The organism is Nitrospirota bacterium, from assembly GCA_040752355.1.
Lineage (GTDB): Bacteria > Nitrospirota > Thermodesulfovibrionia > Thermodesulfovibrionales > Dissulfurispiraceae > JBFMCP01.
Map to the genome: position 1 here is coordinate 94781 of JBFMHE010000003.1, position 14860 is coordinate 109640.

15 protein-coding genes are annotated in these 14860 nt (G+C 47.4%); all 15 read left to right on the forward strand.

Features of this window, described 5'->3' with window-relative positions; genetic code table 11:
* The 15 genes from AB1805_03395 to AB1805_03465 all read left to right on the forward strand — a co-directional run bounded on the left by AB1805_03395 (window position 1) and on the right by AB1805_03465 (window position 14771).
* A complete protein-coding gene (locus AB1805_03395; protein MEW5744474.1) occupies window positions 1-768 on the forward strand; it encodes a glycosyltransferase family 2 protein in 768 nt (255 codons plus the stop codon).
* Window positions 769-784: 16 nt separating this feature from the next.
* Window positions 785-2050, forward strand: coding sequence for a hypothetical protein (locus AB1805_03400; GenBank protein ID MEW5744475.1), 1266 nt, complete (start codon window positions 785-787; stop codon window positions 2048-2050).
* Window positions 2051-2208: 158 nt separating this feature from the next.
* Window positions 2209-4095 carry an asparagine synthase (glutamine-hydrolyzing) gene (asnB, locus tag AB1805_03405; GenBank protein MEW5744476.1) on the forward strand — a complete coding sequence of 629 codons (1887 nt, stop codon included), beginning with the start codon at window positions 2209-2211 and terminating at the stop codon, window positions 4093-4095.
* The gene (locus AB1805_03410) at window positions 4092-5219 is read left to right on the forward strand and encodes a glycosyltransferase family 1 protein (protein MEW5744477.1); all 1128 of its coding nucleotides are present in this window, start codon (window positions 4092-4094) and stop codon (window positions 5217-5219) included. The genes asnB and AB1805_03410 overlap by 4 nt, the downstream gene beginning before the upstream one ends.
* Window positions 5220-5238: 19 nt before the next feature.
* On the forward strand, window positions 5239-6480 hold the full coding sequence (locus AB1805_03415) for a glycosyltransferase family 4 protein (GenBank protein ID MEW5744478.1): 1242 nt from the start codon (window positions 5239-5241) through the stop codon (window positions 6478-6480).
* Window positions 6468-7334 (forward strand): SDR family oxidoreductase, encoded by an 867-nt coding sequence (locus AB1805_03420; GenBank protein ID MEW5744479.1) that lies wholly within the window; start codon window positions 6468-6470, stop codon window positions 7332-7334. Before AB1805_03415 ends, AB1805_03420 begins: the two co-directional genes overlap by 13 nt.
* Window positions 7331-8398 (forward strand): polysaccharide biosynthesis protein, encoded by a 1068-nt coding sequence (locus AB1805_03425; protein MEW5744480.1) that lies wholly within the window; start codon window positions 7331-7333, stop codon window positions 8396-8398. The genes AB1805_03420 and AB1805_03425 overlap by 4 nt, the downstream gene beginning before the upstream one ends.
* A 46-nt stretch (window positions 8399-8444) precedes the next feature.
* Window positions 8445-9566: a UDP-N-acetylglucosamine 2-epimerase (non-hydrolyzing) gene (gene wecB, locus AB1805_03430; GenBank protein MEW5744481.1), complete on the forward strand. Its 1122-nt coding sequence runs from the start codon at window positions 8445-8447 to the stop codon at window positions 9564-9566.
* A 19-nt stretch (window positions 9567-9585) separates the two neighbouring features.
* Complete coding sequence (locus AB1805_03435) at window positions 9586-10560, forward strand: SDR family oxidoreductase (GenBank protein MEW5744482.1); 975 nt, start codon at window positions 9586-9588, stop codon at window positions 10558-10560.
* Between the two features lie 50 nt (window positions 10561-10610).
* Window positions 10611-10895: a type II toxin-antitoxin system prevent-host-death family antitoxin gene (locus AB1805_03440; GenBank protein ID MEW5744483.1), complete on the forward strand. Its 285-nt coding sequence runs from the start codon at window positions 10611-10613 to the stop codon at window positions 10893-10895.
* Entirely contained in the window at window positions 10892-11320 is a 429-nt protein-coding gene (locus tag AB1805_03445; protein MEW5744484.1) for a type II toxin-antitoxin system VapC family toxin, read from the forward strand. Before AB1805_03440 ends, AB1805_03445 begins: the two co-directional genes overlap by 4 nt.
* Window positions 11321-11451: 131 nt before the next feature.
* Window positions 11452-11706, forward strand: a complete 255-nt coding sequence (locus AB1805_03450) for an AbrB/MazE/SpoVT family DNA-binding domain-containing protein (GenBank protein ID MEW5744485.1) — start codon at window positions 11452-11454, stop codon at window positions 11704-11706.
* On the forward strand, window positions 11699-12109 hold the full coding sequence (locus AB1805_03455) for a PIN domain-containing protein (GenBank protein ID MEW5744486.1): 411 nt from the start codon (window positions 11699-11701) through the stop codon (window positions 12107-12109). The genes AB1805_03450 and AB1805_03455 overlap by 8 nt, the downstream gene beginning before the upstream one ends.
* A 47-nt stretch (window positions 12110-12156) precedes the next feature.
* Window positions 12157-12717, forward strand: coding sequence for a sugar transferase (locus AB1805_03460; GenBank protein ID MEW5744487.1), 561 nt, complete (start codon window positions 12157-12159; stop codon window positions 12715-12717).
* 23 nt (window positions 12718-12740) lie between these two features.
* Window positions 12741-14771 (forward strand): nucleoside-diphosphate sugar epimerase/dehydratase, encoded by a 2031-nt coding sequence (locus tag AB1805_03465; GenBank protein MEW5744488.1) that lies wholly within the window; start codon window positions 12741-12743, stop codon window positions 14769-14771.
* The last annotated feature ends 89 nt before the right edge of the window (window positions 14772-14860 follow it).

The following is a 14860-nucleotide window of genomic DNA, read 5'->3' on the forward strand; positions in this document are numbered from 1 at the left end:
ATGCGCATCTCGATAATAACACCAACATTAAACAACGGAAACTTTATTAGAGAGTGCATTGAAAGCGTTAGAAGCCAGACAATACCGGTCGAACATATCGTTGTTGACGGAGGCTCAAAAGACTCCACCATAGAGATATTGAAGGAGTACCGTAATATTAAATGGATCAGTGAACCTGATAAAGGTATGTACGATGCCATCAACAAGGGTTTGAAAATGGCAACAGGAGAAATCGTTGGATATTTAAACTCAGATGACAGATATTATTCTGATACCACTTACAAAGTACTGACGGCGTTTAAAAGAAAGCCTACTACGGATTTTTTATATGGAGCCTGTACCTATGTGGATAATGCCGGAAAAAAAAAGTATATCTATACGCCGTTGCCCTATTCAAACGTTTTATTAAGAAACATGAAAGGAATTCCCTGGGCTCAATCGAGCTGCTTCTGGAAAGCGGAGGTCCACCGTCAAATAGGCTGCTTTAATCCTGCTCTGCGATACTGCGGCGACTATGACTTCTTCTCTCGACTTATTTCAAATAAGTTGAGCGGGTACAGGGTCAAGAGCCCGTTGAGCTACTTTATGTTGCATGAAAATGCATTAAGCGTGAAAGCTCGAGCGGAGATGCAAGAGGAGTTCGAGAATATCTGCTCACGGTATGGGCTCAAAAGGAATCCTTTCCTTGGCTTTATCGGGCAAAGGTACTTTAACCTGATCAACCTAGATGTATATTGTGTAAGAATTCGTGAGCATTTCAGGTCGTAGGTAAAATAAAGAACATATGGTGAGTACCGTCGCTACTGAGAACAAGCCCCTTTTCGGAGTTGATTACAAATATGTGCTCTTCCACCCCATCACTGCATATATTGTAGGTTTTCTGGCGTTTCACTTGATTCCTCCCTTTTTTTCTGATGGGGGACATAATTGGTTTATCATTTTTCTCGATCTTGCCGGGGTGCTGTTTTTCAGTGTCGGCGTTGTGAATGGTGTTATGTTCAAGAGAATGTCGTTGGGCGCGACTTTTAAGATAAAGGCAATGAGAGAGGAGTTTACATTGCTGCTTCTTGCTTTTGCAGTAATTCTTTATCCTTTCAGAATTTATCGAGTCTTCCAGGAAGGCATCTATGCTTTGTTGCATTCCTATTCATGGAAATACTTGAGCAAATTTACGACAATGTATGAACTGCTGCAGGCTCCCTATATCCTGCTTTTGTGGTGCGGCGTTTTTATTGTCAGGAAAAGATATATTTTTGTTCTTCTTTTTTTTGAGTTTCTACTGCAAGTAGCTTCACTCAGTAAGACGGGAGTCTTGTTTTTTGCCATTTATGGTATAGCGGCATATGCATTTCTCAATGCCCTTACGATGAGGAGGATAAGGCAATTTGCAATCATAATAGGTGTCTTGCTGTTGGTCTCGATTATCACTGGTCAATACATACATGACGTGCGTAGCTATGCGTTCACGAGGAATTTTGACACAGCAGGGGAGGTTGAATTTAAAGTCTCATTGACTGATTCGCTTAAGCGCTTCGTAGACAGGATGAATACCCATGGAAACTATCGATTTGTAGCGGGCAATGAGGAGTACCTTGCAGAGAAGGATTTTAAGGCCCTGAAAAGTATCGCGCCCAAGCTGCTCGGGTTTGACAGAGAGTACGAGGTTAACCCGATAACACTGAGCTATGAAGCGGGGATAGCCGTTGGTTTAATAGCGCCGAGTGTTTTCAAAACGGCGACGGAATTCCCAAGAAGTATTTTCTTATATAGTTTTGGCGGCTTGTCCGCTGTTGTGTTGTTTTCGATTCTCTCTGGAGCTGTTTTCGGCTTTCTTTTCGATATTTTTTACAAAAGCAATAACCTTATGTTTATAATATTCTTCTTTCTTCTATCTCTCGGCTTTCTGGTGAAAGCTACCGGACAATTTGTTGCGACTACCGTGTTCCAATTGTTATTTGGCCTTATTACCTTTTCAATTCCGATTATACTATTTTTTGTAATGAGATTTTTTGTGCGATGGATGAGAGGTGTAGCCGCGTTTGCCTTTTAGTGCATTCTTTCTGAATGGCCAAGGCGTGGGTAATGGCCAGATAGTAAGAGGTACCTTAACTGTCTGCACTAATGAATAGACACCTCAGTGAACGCCTCCATAAAAGCAATTGCATATGATAACGATAGTAGGCAAACTGTGGCGAGAGGATTCTGAAATTGTGCGGCATTGTTGGTATTGTAAATTTTCGTAACGAAGTGGTTGACCCTTCGGTGGTCGGAGCCTCAGCGAATATGCTTGTTAAACGCGGGCCCGACGGCTTTGGTGTATGGGCCCGCGGAAATGCCGGGTTGGGACATAGACGGTTATCTATCCTCGATGTAACGTCTACGGGGGCGCAACCAATGACCTCTGAGGATGGACGATTTGTTATTACCTACAATGGTGAAATATACAACTTCAGGGAACTTCGTAAGGAGATAGGAGCCAATATAAAAAGCTGGCGTGGTACCAGTGACACTGAGGTAGCTCTTGCGGCATACACGCTCTGGGGTCCTGATTGTGTTAAGCTATTTCATGGGATGTTTGCTTTTGCAATTTGGGATAGGAAAGAGGAAGTCCTTTTTGCTGCCCGTGATCGCATGGGCGTAAAGCCGTTCTATTATCTCTCCTCAGACGAATGCTTTGCATTTGCATCACGGCCACGAGCTCTGTTCGGACTGCATGCGGGGATTACGCGAGAGCTCGATATAACGGCCCTCCGCCTTTACTTGGAAAGTGGGTACATCCCTGCCCCTTACTCAATCTATCGTGCTATCAAAAAACTACCTCCTTCCTCGTATATGCTAGTCAGTAAAAAGGAAGCACGTCTTCAACGGTACTGGGATTTCCGCTCTATCGAGCCTGAGCTCTCCTGGTCAGAGCGAAGCGAGGCGGAGTTGCTGGACGAGCTTGATCACATTGTCTCGCGTAACGTGCATTCACGGATGGTCAGTGACGTGCCGTTAGGTGCATTTCTTTCAGGGGGGATTGACAGCTCGCTCGTGGTTGCGCTTATGGCTAAGCACTCGCCGCGACCCGTTAAAACATTTACTATCGGCTTTCCTGATAAGATTTACGATGAAAGTGGATATGCTGAGGCGGTGGCGCGCCATCTGGGAACGGAACACTATTGTGAATACTTACAAGTGGATGACCTTTTAAAGCTTGTGCCTACATTTTGTGAGGAGTTCGACGAGCCTTTTTTTGATTACTCGGCATTCCCTACAATGGCGGTATCCCGGCTGGCACGAGAGCACGTTGCCGTGAGTTTATCTGGAGATGGTGGCGATGAACTCTTCGGTGGATATCACTACTATCAGATCATACAAAAGCTCCATCCTCTTTTTCGCCTTCCTGCAGCAAGCAGGAAGTTTTTGGCAGGACTTGCTGGTATGCTTCCCCAACATCAATTTAGGTTGCTCTCGGGAGCCTTACGACAACCTAGTATCCTTGCAGCATTTGCTTTTTCCAGGAGCATTGCTAAGGACTTCCCGACGTTGCTGCTTCCAGAAGCCCTTGAGGGAACAACAACTATTTATGAGCTTTTCGGGAAGGCCTCTGCATCGCTTCCTTCTGGCTTGCACCCGAGCGAGCAGTGCATGAGACTCGATGCGATATACACGCTGCCTGACGACTACCTCCAAAAGGTTGATGTGGCAAGTATGACGTTTTCACTGGAATCGAGGGAGCCTTTGTTGGATCAGGACCTTGTTGAGTGGGCAATGAAACTGCCTCTATCATGGAAAACAAGAGGACACACTAATAAGTATCTATTGCGAAAACTAGCATATCGGTATATACCAGCTAAGCTTCTTGATCGTCCCAAGCAGGGATTTAGTGTACCGATTGACAAATGGTTAAGGGGGGCAATGAAGGATTGGGCGATGGAGTGTATCTGCGATCCATCGCTTTTTAGAAAGGTCCCCCTGAGTCAGCCTAAAGTGCTTGAGTTGTTTGAATTGCACTGCAATGGCGCGAGGAATGCACATCCTCTATTGTGGGCTGTCCTTATGCTCTTAAAGTTCATTTCAATATCTGAAGGTAGTAGAGCGGATAATTCATGAAGGTTGTTATCAATGCTCTCTCTGCTCGACTCGGTGGAGGGCAGACCTACCTGAGCAATCTGTTAAGGTTCTTACCTATTGATGACAGAGATGAAATACTGATCTTTGCAACTCCCTCTCTTAAGCTGCCTGCGGAGCGTGCCAATATCAAAAGAGTCAGTACGAGCTGGCCAGTTGAAAATCCGTTTTCTCGTACGATCTGGGAAAGTGTATACTTGCCGAAACTGCTGCTCGAACTTAAAGCCGATGTTTTATTCTGTCCCGGAGGAGTCGTAAACAGTCGTCCCACAACAAGGTGCAAAATCGTAACAATGTTTCGCAATATGATTCCTTTCGATTTATCCCAAAGGAAAAGATACCCGCTCGGGTATATGAGAGTGCGCAATTGGATTCTGCAGCGCTCCATGCTACAGAGCATGAAGAGAGCTGATCTGGTAATTTTTATTTCTAAATTTGCAAGGAAAGTAATTGAAGAGCATGCTCCTGGGTGTATTAAAAAGGCTGTTATTATTCCGCATGGTATCAATTCAGAATTCAGAGTTGATGATAATTGCCCTTTGCCGAGGCCATCGTGGCTACCTAAAGAGGATTATTTCTTGTACGTCTCCACACTGGACTTCTACAAAGCACAGCTTGAGGTTGTCCGAGGCTATGCAAAACTTAAGCAGCATCGTAAAATCAGGGAGAAGCTTATTCTGGCAGGATCAGAGAACCCTCTCTATGGAAGAAAGGTGAGGAATGAAATTGCACAATTGGGCTTACAAAATGATGTTCTGATTACGGGAGCTATTCCTTACAATGAGCTTCCAAGTGTATACCAACATGCTTTTATAAATATTTTCGCATCTGAATCGGAGAACTGCCCCAATATTTTATTAGAAGCGCTTGCTGCTCGCCGCCCTCTCATCGTTTCGAATCGACCGCCCATGCCGGAGTTTGGAGGAGAGGCAGTGCTTTACTTTGATCCCACCTCATTCAATGATCTAGCTCATAAGCTTGCCTTTGTGCTCGATAATCCGGCGTGCATCAATGAGCTTTCGTTTAAGGCTGAGAAACGTGCTCTCCTCTATGATTGGAACATAACAGCACAATGTACGTGGGATGCCATCAAGGGAGTTGCATAAGCAAGGAAAAATCTGCTAAATGAGAATTCTAATTGTAACGCAATACTTCTGGCCGGAAAGCTTTAGAATTAACGATTTGGCACTAGGCTTAGAGGAAAGGGGGTATAAGGTAACGGTTTTGACAGGTAAACCCAATTACCCAAGCGGGTCTTTCTTCCCTGGGTATAGCTTTTTCAAAAGAAATAAAGAGGAATACGAAGGCATCAAGATACTACGGGTACCGCTTGTTTCGAGAGGCAACGGAGGAAAGCTTCGTCTAATGTTAAACTACGTATCGTTTGTACTTTCTGCTATGCTACTTGCGCCATTCCGCTGCCGTGATTCCTATGATATTATATTTGTCTATGAACCCTCACCGATTACGGTAGGGTTGCCTGCGCTCCTACTAAAGGCGATCAAAGGAACCCCGATAATGTTCTGGGTCCAGGACCTCTGGCCCGAAAGCCTTTCTGCGACAAATGCCATTCGGTCTCAAAGGGTTATAAAAATTATCGAACAACTTGTCCGCTTTATCTACCGCGGGTGTGACCGAATTCTGATACAATCAAAAGCTTTTTTTGAATCTATTGTAAAACTTGGTGCTGAACGGGATCGAATTCTATATTTTCCCAACAGCGCTGAGGAACTCTACCGACCAGTAGTTGTCGAGGAGGATGCCCCCGAACTTATGAAAATGCCGCAAGGATTTCGGGTTATGTTCGCAGGTAATATCGGGACTGCACAGGATTTTCCCACAATTATTGCAGCTGCCGAGCTGTTAAAGGAGTATAAGGATATCCACTGGATAATTCTGGGCAACGGACGGATGTACTCGTGGGTTAATGAGATGGTTAAAGCACGAAAACTTACTGATACCGTTCATCTCCTCGGTTGGCATCCGGTTGAGTCTATGCCGCGCTACTTTTCCATTGCCGATGCCATGCTAGTGACGCTCAAAAGAGAGGTGATTTTCTCGCTGACAATACCCTCAAAATTACAGTCATATCTTGCATGCAGTAAGCCAGTGATCGCAGCACTTGAAGGAGAAGGGGCAAGAGTGATCACTGAGGCAGGAGCTGGCCTTACAGTACCGCCGGAAGATCCCAAGGCGCTCTCGCAGGCAGTACTTGACATGTATCGTATGTCTTATGAAGAACTAATGACAATGGGAGCAAGCGGGCGACAATACTATGAAAAGCATTTTGAGCGTGCAATGCTGCTTGATCGACTAGTGGAATGCATGCAAGCGTTGAGGAAGGAACCATATCCATGCGAACCTTAATTTTAGGCGGTGATGGCATGCTGGGACACCAGCTTTTTAGTCATGTTCGCATTCGGCATGATGTTCGAGTTACCTTGCGGCAGGAGTTGGGAACCTATCAGAGGTTCAAACTTTTTACTGAGGACCATACGTATGCAGGAGTCGATGTGCGAAATATGGATCGACTTATGGAGGTAGTTGGTGATTTCCATCCTGAAGTTATCGTCAATGCAGTTGGTATTGTAAAGCAGCGAGAAGAAGCTAAAGAGTATCTCCCTAGCATTGAGATAAATTCTCTCCTGCCGCATAGACTTGCTATGCTCTGCAAGGCCATCGGGGCACGGCTGCTTCATGTGAGTACTGATTGTGTTTACTCGGGTAAAAGAGGAAATTATAAGGAAGGTGATCTCGCTGACACAGAAGATTTGTATGGGAAAAGCAAATGGTTAGGCGAAGTGAGTGGCACAAATTGTATAACGCTCAGAACATCGATAATCGGCAGAGAGCTCTCTCGTAAAGCAGGCTTGTTTGAATGGTTTCTTGCCCAGCAAGGCTTAGTGAAAGGGTATAGAAATGCCATTTTTTCCGGCTTTACGACAATTGAGCTGAGTCGCATAATTGAGAAAATAATGGTTGAGCATCCCGAAGCGTCGGGAATCTATCATGTCTCGAGCGAACCGATTAGCAAGTTCGATCTCTTAGTACTGATTAAAAAGGCGTTGAAGCTTTCTGTTGAAATAGCCCCCCAGGACGAATTTAAATGTGATCGCAGTTTGGATTCCACCAAATTTCGTAGTGAATTCATGTATTCTCCTCCCTCATGGGAGGACATGATTTATGAGTTAGCCACTGTTTACAAAGGAGTTTCATTATGATACTAGAAGACAAAACCATCTTAGTTACCGGTGGTACTGGGTCAATGGGTCAGATCTTTGTCCGCAGGGCATTAACAGGAGAGTTGGGCACCCCCCGAAAAATAATTGTGCTCTCAAGAGATGAGGCGAAACAGCATGAAATGCGAATGTCATACCTTCATAAGCTGGTAGCTACCGATGAGGTAATCTATCGCAACTTCATGAATGTCCTTGAGTTCCGCATCGGGGATGTGCGCAACTATGCTGATATCTGCGCTGCCATAAAGGATGCTGATATTGTGGTAAACGCGGCTGCGCTCAAACAGGTGCCAACGTGTGAGTATTTTCCTAGCCAGGCGGTTTTAACCAACTGCATGGGAGCGATCAACATAACACGCGCCATAGAGGAGAATGATTATCCTGTTACTACCGTCATCGCTATAAGTACCGATAAAGCATGCAAGCCGGTAAATGTTATGGGCATGACGAAATCTCTCCAGGAAAGAATTTTTACAGCAGCAAACATTTTGAACAAGAAAACACGTTTTATATGCGTGAGATATGGTAATGTACTTGCATCGCGGGGATCGGTAATTCCCCTATTCCATGAGCAAATAAAGAGCGGCGGACCGGTAACGGTTACGGTTCCTGAAATGACCAGATTCCTCTTAAGTCTTGATCAGGCAGTGGATACGGTGTTTGCGGCGTTGCGAGAGGCAAAAAGAGGGGAAACGTACGTGCCCAATGCTCCGGCAGCGGCCGTGCTTAATATAGCTAAAGCGCTCATCGGCAATCGTGGTATTGAAGTCAGAATTACCGGAATTCGACCGGGGGAGAAAATGCATGAGATCATGGTGTCTGAAGAAGAGGCTAATCACTGTGTCAAGCGCGGTGATTACTATGCTATCAAGCCGATGCTTCCAGAACTGAGAGAGAGCGACGACCAGGAGCCGAATGTGTTAACTAAGGAGTTTAGCTCTGCGGATACCGTTCTCGACTTCGAGGGTACGGTCGGGTTATTGAAAAAACACTATTTGATGCCGGAGGATTCCAGCCCCTCTCAAGGCAGAGAATTGTTAAGATAGTGGTGGAGCTACTCATAAAGAATTGAATAAGGGAGAAACTCTTTAAATGAAGCTTATAACGTTATTGGGCACTCGTCCCGAGATCATAAAATTATCCATGGTGATACGTGAGATGGACTGTCATGCGAATCACATACTGATCCATACAGGGCAGAACTATGATTACGAGCTTAATGAGATATTCTTCAAACAGTTAGAGCTCAGGAAGCCAGATTATTTTCTGAATGTTGCTGCAGAAACTATTGCACAAACTATAGGGAATGTGATCGCAAAGTCAGATGATGTTATGGAGAAGGAACAGCCGGATGCGCTTCTTCTCCTTGGCGATACGAACAGTTGTTTGGCAGCAATAGCGGCAAAGAGAAGGAAAATCCCCATCTTTCATATGGAGGCGGGGAACCGATGTTTTGACCAGCGAGTGCCTGAGGAAATAAATCGGAAAATTGTAGATCACATAAGCGATATCAATATGACCTATACGGAGCACGCACGACGCTACCTCCTTGCTGAAGGGATACGACCTGAGACGGTTATTAAAACCGGTTCACCGATGAAAGAGGTGCTCACGTATCATATGCCCAAGATACTCGAATCAGATATCCTGAGCCATCTCCAGGTGGAGCCCGGAGCATATTTCGTCGTAAGCGTTCATCGTGAAGAGAATGTGGATAATCAGGCGAACTTCAATGAGCTTATGGGATCCCTGCAAGCGATTGCTCAGAAATATCAAAAGCCCATTATTGTCTCAACGCATCCCCGCACGAGGAAGAAGCTCGAGCACATGGGGATGCTCGAGCTGGATACACGTATTCGTTTTTTCAAACCGATGGGATTTCTTGACTATATAAAGCTCCAGATGAACGCTTTTTGTACTGTTTCAGACAGCGGTACGATCACCGAAGAAGCTTCGATCCTCAACTTTCCGGCCGTAATGATTCGCCAAGCACATGAACGACCCGAGGGCATGGATGAAGGTGTTCTCATTATGTGCGGCCTTAAGCCGGAGAGCGTCATAGAAGCAATAAGAATTGTGACTGCTCAGCATTTGATGACCGGACGTGCGTTCACTATGGTACGGGATTACGACACCGAATGTGTTTCTAAAAAAGTTTTACGCATTATTATGAGCTATACTGACTATATCAACCGCACGGTGTGGTTTAGGTAAATCCTTTGGTGCTGATGCTGTGTCTACACTTCTGATAACGGGAGCAACGGGCTTTATAGGTGAGGCACTTTGCAAGAGAGTGACCGCTGAGGGAGCACGGGTACGAGCGACTATTCGTACCGGATTACAAAAGGAGCGGGTTCTTGGAGGCATTGGTGCTCTCCATATAGAATCAATCGGCCCTGATACTGACTGGACGCATGCTCTTGACAAGGTAGATGTAATTGTTCATCTCGCCGCACGCGTCCATGTGATGCAAGAGAAGGCCGAGGATTCTCTTCAGGAGTACAGGAGAGTTAATGTAGAGGGTACGCAGCAGCTTGCCCGAGCAGCGATAAACGCTGGGGTCAAACGCTTCGTCTATATAAGCTCAGTGAAGGTAAATGGAGAACATACGAACGATATTCCTTTTACGGAAAGAGATAAACCGAATCCCCAGGACCCCTATTCTATCTCGAAGCTTGAAGCCGAACAATCGCTTCGCGCAATAGCACAGAAAGCCGGGCTTGAGGTTGTGATACTCAGACCTCCTCTTGTTTACGGTCCAGGCGTCAGAGCCAACTTTCTGCAGCTAATGAAATTAGTCTACTCTGGTGTTCCTCTCCCTCTTGGCGGCATCGGAAATGCAAGGAGCCTAATCTATCTAGGTAATCTGGTTGATGCAATAATGAATTGTATCCAGCATCCCGGAGCGGCCAACAAAACCTTTTTAGTGAGCGACGGAGAGGATTTGTCCACGCCGGAGTTGATCAGGCGGTTGGCGTCAGCTTTGAATAAACCCGCCCGCCTTGTGCCTGTCCCTCCCTCGCTGCTGCGGTTAGCCGGAGCCGTCACGCGTAAGTCCGCTGAGGTGGAACGGTTGACGGGCTCTTTAGTGATCGATAGCTCGAAAATCCGCCGCGAATTGAACTGGACGCCTCCGTTCACCGTAGACGAGGGGTTGAAGCGTACGGCAGAATGGTACGTAGAAGCTAAAAGGAAGGTGGGAGCTTGACGGACGGCTCATAATGTAGCTACAATAGCCATATAGCCTGGAGGTGACCTATGACCGTAGTCGGCGTGCGTGATTTGAAAAATAAATTGACTCAATATCTCGACATGGTAAAAAAAGGCGGGCAGGTGATTGTCACCGACCGAGGGAAGCCCATTGCGATTATTCATGACCTTACCGGCATTGAAGTAAATGCCGGGCAGGATGAAATTCTTGCTTCACTTGCCTCAACCGGCAAGGTTCGCCTTCCTGTCAGAACCGGTAGCGTTAAGAGGTTCGATGGTGTCTCGATTAAAGGCAAAAGTATCACCGATACTATTCTAGAAGATCGCAGATGATCTATTTCGATACAAGCGCTCTCGCCAAAAAGTATCTTAAGAAAGAGAAGGGGCGGAGTAAGGTCCTTGAACTGCTCGAATCGAACCCGCAGCGCCTTGTATCGTCGGCCTTGACGCAACTCGAGGTCGTATCAGCTCTTACCAGAAGACAAAAGGATATCGCCGGTTTCGAGAAGGCTATCGAGGCGTTTAGCGATGATTGGGAAACCTTTGTTATATGGTCTATCGACAGCGATATTATCGATGATGCAATCGGTCTGGTCGAACGTTACAGGCTCAAGGCCGCAGACGCAATCCATCTTGCGACAGCACGAAATGTGCGGCGCCACACAAAGGACCAGCTTCTTGTGGTGAGCAGTGACCATGAGCTTCTGGCAGCGGCGAAGCAGGAGGGATTGCTTGTTATGGACCCTGAGGCCGCTTGAATCCTCATCTCTCAACTTCTTAACTGCCATGTTCCCAAGCTCTCAGGTTCTTAACTGCTGTGCAATGAGAGGTTTGACTTCTAAAATGGTAATACTTAGAATATAGGTAATACCATTTTGGAGGTAAGAGAATGCCTGCGATAACAAAAAAGGGGCAAGTGACGATACCCAAGCCTTTCAGGAAAAAGCTTCAGATCAAGGAAGGAGACCACCTTATTTTCGAGATAAAGGACGAAATGCTGATTGTGAGAAAGAAGGAACGGAGGTCCATACTTAATCTCGGCGGTATTGCAAAAGGCAGGAAGATCGGTATCGGAGATGAAAGGGAGTATACAAAGAAATCGGTCTCGAAGAAGGTTGCCAAAGAGGGCTTGAGGGATGGATGACCCCATCTTTATCGACACGAATGTATTCATGAGGTTCTTTGTCAGGGATATAGAGTCTTTTTATCAGAAGGCAAAGGGGCTTTTTGAAAGGGCAGAGAAGGGAGAGGTACGGCTTGAAACAAGCGACCTGGTTATTGCTGAAATTGTTTGGGTACTTGAGTCATACTATGGCTTCTCAAGGACCGAGATAAAAGAGGTAGTCGATACGATCCTTGAAACAAAAAATATCAGAGTGGCTAACCACGCCAGAGTCAAGGAGGCAGCCGGCCTTTATGTGTCGGGGAGGATGGATTTTATTGATGCCTACAACATTGCTTATATAAGAGCAAAGGAGTACAAGAGAGTTGCTACTTTTGATGTAAAGCATTTCAAGAGTATCGAAGGGATTGCGCTTATTTGGTGATCCCCTCACGTCCTGGCTTCCCTCCTTTCATGCAATCAGCAATAGGTATGAAGCGTTTGTTCGATTTCTCCCTGGCATTGGCGCTGCTGCTGCTCCTCAGTGCGCCCATGATACTTATAGCCGTGCTGATACGGCTGACCTCCCGCGGGCCGGTCTTGTATTGGTCCGACAGGATCGGGATTGACAATAGGATTTTCAGAATGCCAAAATTTCGTACGATGAGCGTTGATACCCCTCCTGTCGCAACCCATCTCTTAAAGGAGCCCGATCAGTTTCTCACTCGGATAGGAAAATTTCTGAGGAGGACGAGCCTGGATGAATTGCCCCAGCTTTTCAGCATCCTTCAAGGAGACATGAGCTTTGTCGGACCGAGGCCAGCCCTTTTCAATCAGGACGACTTGATAGCGCTCAGAACCGAGAGGGGAGTCCATAGGCTTATCCCGGGGCTGACCGGTTGGGCGCAGGTCAACGGCAGGGATGAGCTTCCGATCCCGGTAAAAGTAGGATATGATGAATACTATCTAAGGCATCATTCTTTTTTATTGGATCTCAAGATATTATGGATGACGTTTTTTAAAGTCGCCCGCAGCGAGGGCGTGCAGCATTAAACAGGATGAACAGGGGGGAACCAATGAATAGCTCAGTAAAAGGCCTGCTCCGTCCTACCCATTTCAGAAGATTTCTCTTCTTCCTCCTCGCCGATATCCTGGTCATCATCGCCTCTCTCTATCTCTCCTTCCTGCTCAGGTTCGATTTTACACTCGATTCCACGTATCGGCAAATGTTTTACCGGGCGCTGCTCTTTTTTGTCACCGTCAAAGTGGCCGCCTTCGCACTCTTCAGGATGTACCGCATGACATGGCGCTATGTGGGGATCAATGACCTGTGCAATATCGTCACCGCCCTTGTCGTCTCCAATTCCGTGCTCATGGGCTTGCTCATCGTTCCGTTCCCTGCGGCATTCCATTCTCTGGCATTCACCCATCTCAGCAGTTTTCCGAGGAGCATTTTTCTTATCGATGGGGTTATCTCACTCCTTCTCCTCTCGGCGCTGCGCATTTCGAAAAGGCTTTATCTCGAGGTGATCAATAAGAGAAGACTGTCGGGTGAGGGGAAGAGGACGGTTATCGTCGGAGCGGGGAATACGGGCGAGATGATCCTCAGGGATATGGTCAAACAGAAATTCTCGGAATTCTACCCGGTGGCGCTGCTCGACGATGATACGAGGAAGGTCGGCGCCTATCTGCACGGGGTCAAGGTGTCCGGTGCAACAAGGGAACTGAAAAAGACGGTTGCGGCATACAATGCGGAGGCGGTGATCATCGCTATTCCCTCCCTCGATCACAAGACGCTGAAAGGCATCTATAACGCTGCCAAGGAAGCAGAAGTCGATACCATCAAGATCGTCCCGCGCATTTACGATTTCCATAGGCCGGATATCAACCTGAAGAGCCTCGAGGAGATCCGGATCGAGGACCTTATCGGCCGGCAGGCGGTGGAGGTCGATTTTGATGCAATAGAAGGGTTCCTGAAGGATAAGGTCATTCTCGTCACCGGCGCAGGGGGATCGATCGGCTCGGAAATAACTACGCAGGTCTGCGCCTTCCATCCCCGGAAGGTGATTCTCTTCGATATCGACGAGACGGAGCTGCACACCATGCACCTCCGGCTCCAGAAGGGCTTCCCCTACCTGGTGGAGAGGGTGCATTTCATTACAGGAGACATAAGGGACGGCAGGAGAGTCAGGGAGGTCATGGAGGCCTTTGCTCCCGAGATCGTCTTTCACGCGGCGGCCTACAAGCATGTGCCGATGATGGAGTTCAACCCCAAGGAAGCGGTAAAGGTGAACATGTTCGGCACTTATAATCTCGCAAAGGCGTCGGTCGATCACGGCGTTGAAAGATTCATAATGGTCTCGACCGACAAAGCGGTGAGACCCACGAGCATTATGGGCGCCACAAAGAGGATGGCAGAGTATATCTGCAGGGCGTTCAACAGCAGCCAGCCATCAGCCGTCAGCTCTCAGCTCTCAGCAATCAGCGATCAGCAGCCGGCAAGCGGCGATCAGCAGGCGAAGACCGAGTTCGTATCAGTGCGCTTCGGCAATGTCCTCGGGAGCCGGGGGAGCGTCCTGCCCCTCTTTCTCGAGCAGCTGAAGCACGGCGGCCCCCTCACTATAACGCATAAAGAGATGAAGCGGTATTTCATGACCATACCCGAGGCGGTCTCCCTGGTGCTCCAGGCGTCCGTGATCGGCAAAGGGGGTGAGGTGCTCGTCCTCGATATGGGAGAGCCTATACGGATCGTGGACCTGGCCGAAGAGCTGATACGCATTCACGGGCTGGAGCCCTACAAAGACGTGGACCTCGAGTTTGTCGGCCTGAGGCCCGGAGAGAAGCTCTTCGAAGAGATACTCACCGCTGAGGAAGGTACCACCGCGAGCAGGCACGAGAAGATATTCGTGGCGAACAACAGGGAGAAGTATTCGCAGGCCGAGATGCAGGAGATCCTGGGAGAGTTCGGGACCGCAATCCAGGGTGCCCTGAGAGGGGAGGAGAAAAAGATCAGGGACCTGCTCCGGCGCTACGTCAGGCATTTTGACAGCGAGACGAGCGGACCGCCCGCCCCCTCGGCCCGCAAGGAAGAGCTCCGTGCCGATTGACATAACTGCCCTCATTATGATAATTTTTCTGATAGCCTTTTTGACAGGCAGGTCTTTGCTGTTCTCTCTAAAAGACCCCGGAAGCAACG

Excerpts from the sequence above, each read along its gene's own strand:
- AB1805_03395 (MEW5744474.1), top strand. The coding sequence starts at position 1 with ATGCGCATCTCGATAATAACACCAACATTAAACAACGGAAACTTTATT.
- AB1805_03400 (MEW5744475.1), top strand. The coding sequence starts at position 785 with ATGGTGAGTACCGTCGCTACTGAGAACAAGCCCCTTTTCGGAGTTGAT.
- AB1805_03410 (MEW5744477.1), top strand. The coding sequence starts at position 4,092 with ATGAAGGTTGTTATCAATGCTCTCTCTGCTCGACTCGGTGGAGGGCAG.
- AB1805_03415 (MEW5744478.1), top strand. The coding sequence starts at position 5,239 with ATGAGAATTCTAATTGTAACGCAATACTTCTGGCCGGAAAGCTTTAGA.
- AB1805_03420 (MEW5744479.1), top strand. The coding sequence starts at position 6,468 with ATGCGAACCTTAATTTTAGGCGGTGATGGCATGCTGGGACACCAGCTT.
- AB1805_03425 (MEW5744480.1), top strand. The coding sequence starts at position 7,331 with ATGATACTAGAAGACAAAACCATCTTAGTTACCGGTGGTACTGGGTCA.
- wecB (MEW5744481.1), top strand. The coding sequence starts at position 8,445 with ATGAAGCTTATAACGTTATTGGGCACTCGTCCCGAGATCATAAAATTA.
- AB1805_03440 (MEW5744483.1), top strand. The coding sequence starts at position 10,611 with ATGACCGTAGTCGGCGTGCGTGATTTGAAAAATAAATTGACTCAATAT.
- AB1805_03445 (MEW5744484.1), top strand. The coding sequence starts at position 10,892 with ATGATCTATTTCGATACAAGCGCTCTCGCCAAAAAGTATCTTAAGAAA.
- AB1805_03450 (MEW5744485.1), top strand. The coding sequence starts at position 11,452 with ATGCCTGCGATAACAAAAAAGGGGCAAGTGACGATACCCAAGCCTTTC.
- AB1805_03455 (MEW5744486.1), top strand. The coding sequence starts at position 11,699 with ATGGATGACCCCATCTTTATCGACACGAATGTATTCATGAGGTTCTTT.
- AB1805_03460 (MEW5744487.1), top strand. The coding sequence starts at position 12,157 with ATGAAGCGTTTGTTCGATTTCTCCCTGGCATTGGCGCTGCTGCTGCTC.
- AB1805_03465 (MEW5744488.1), top strand. The coding sequence starts at position 12,741 with ATGAATAGCTCAGTAAAAGGCCTGCTCCGTCCTACCCATTTCAGAAGA.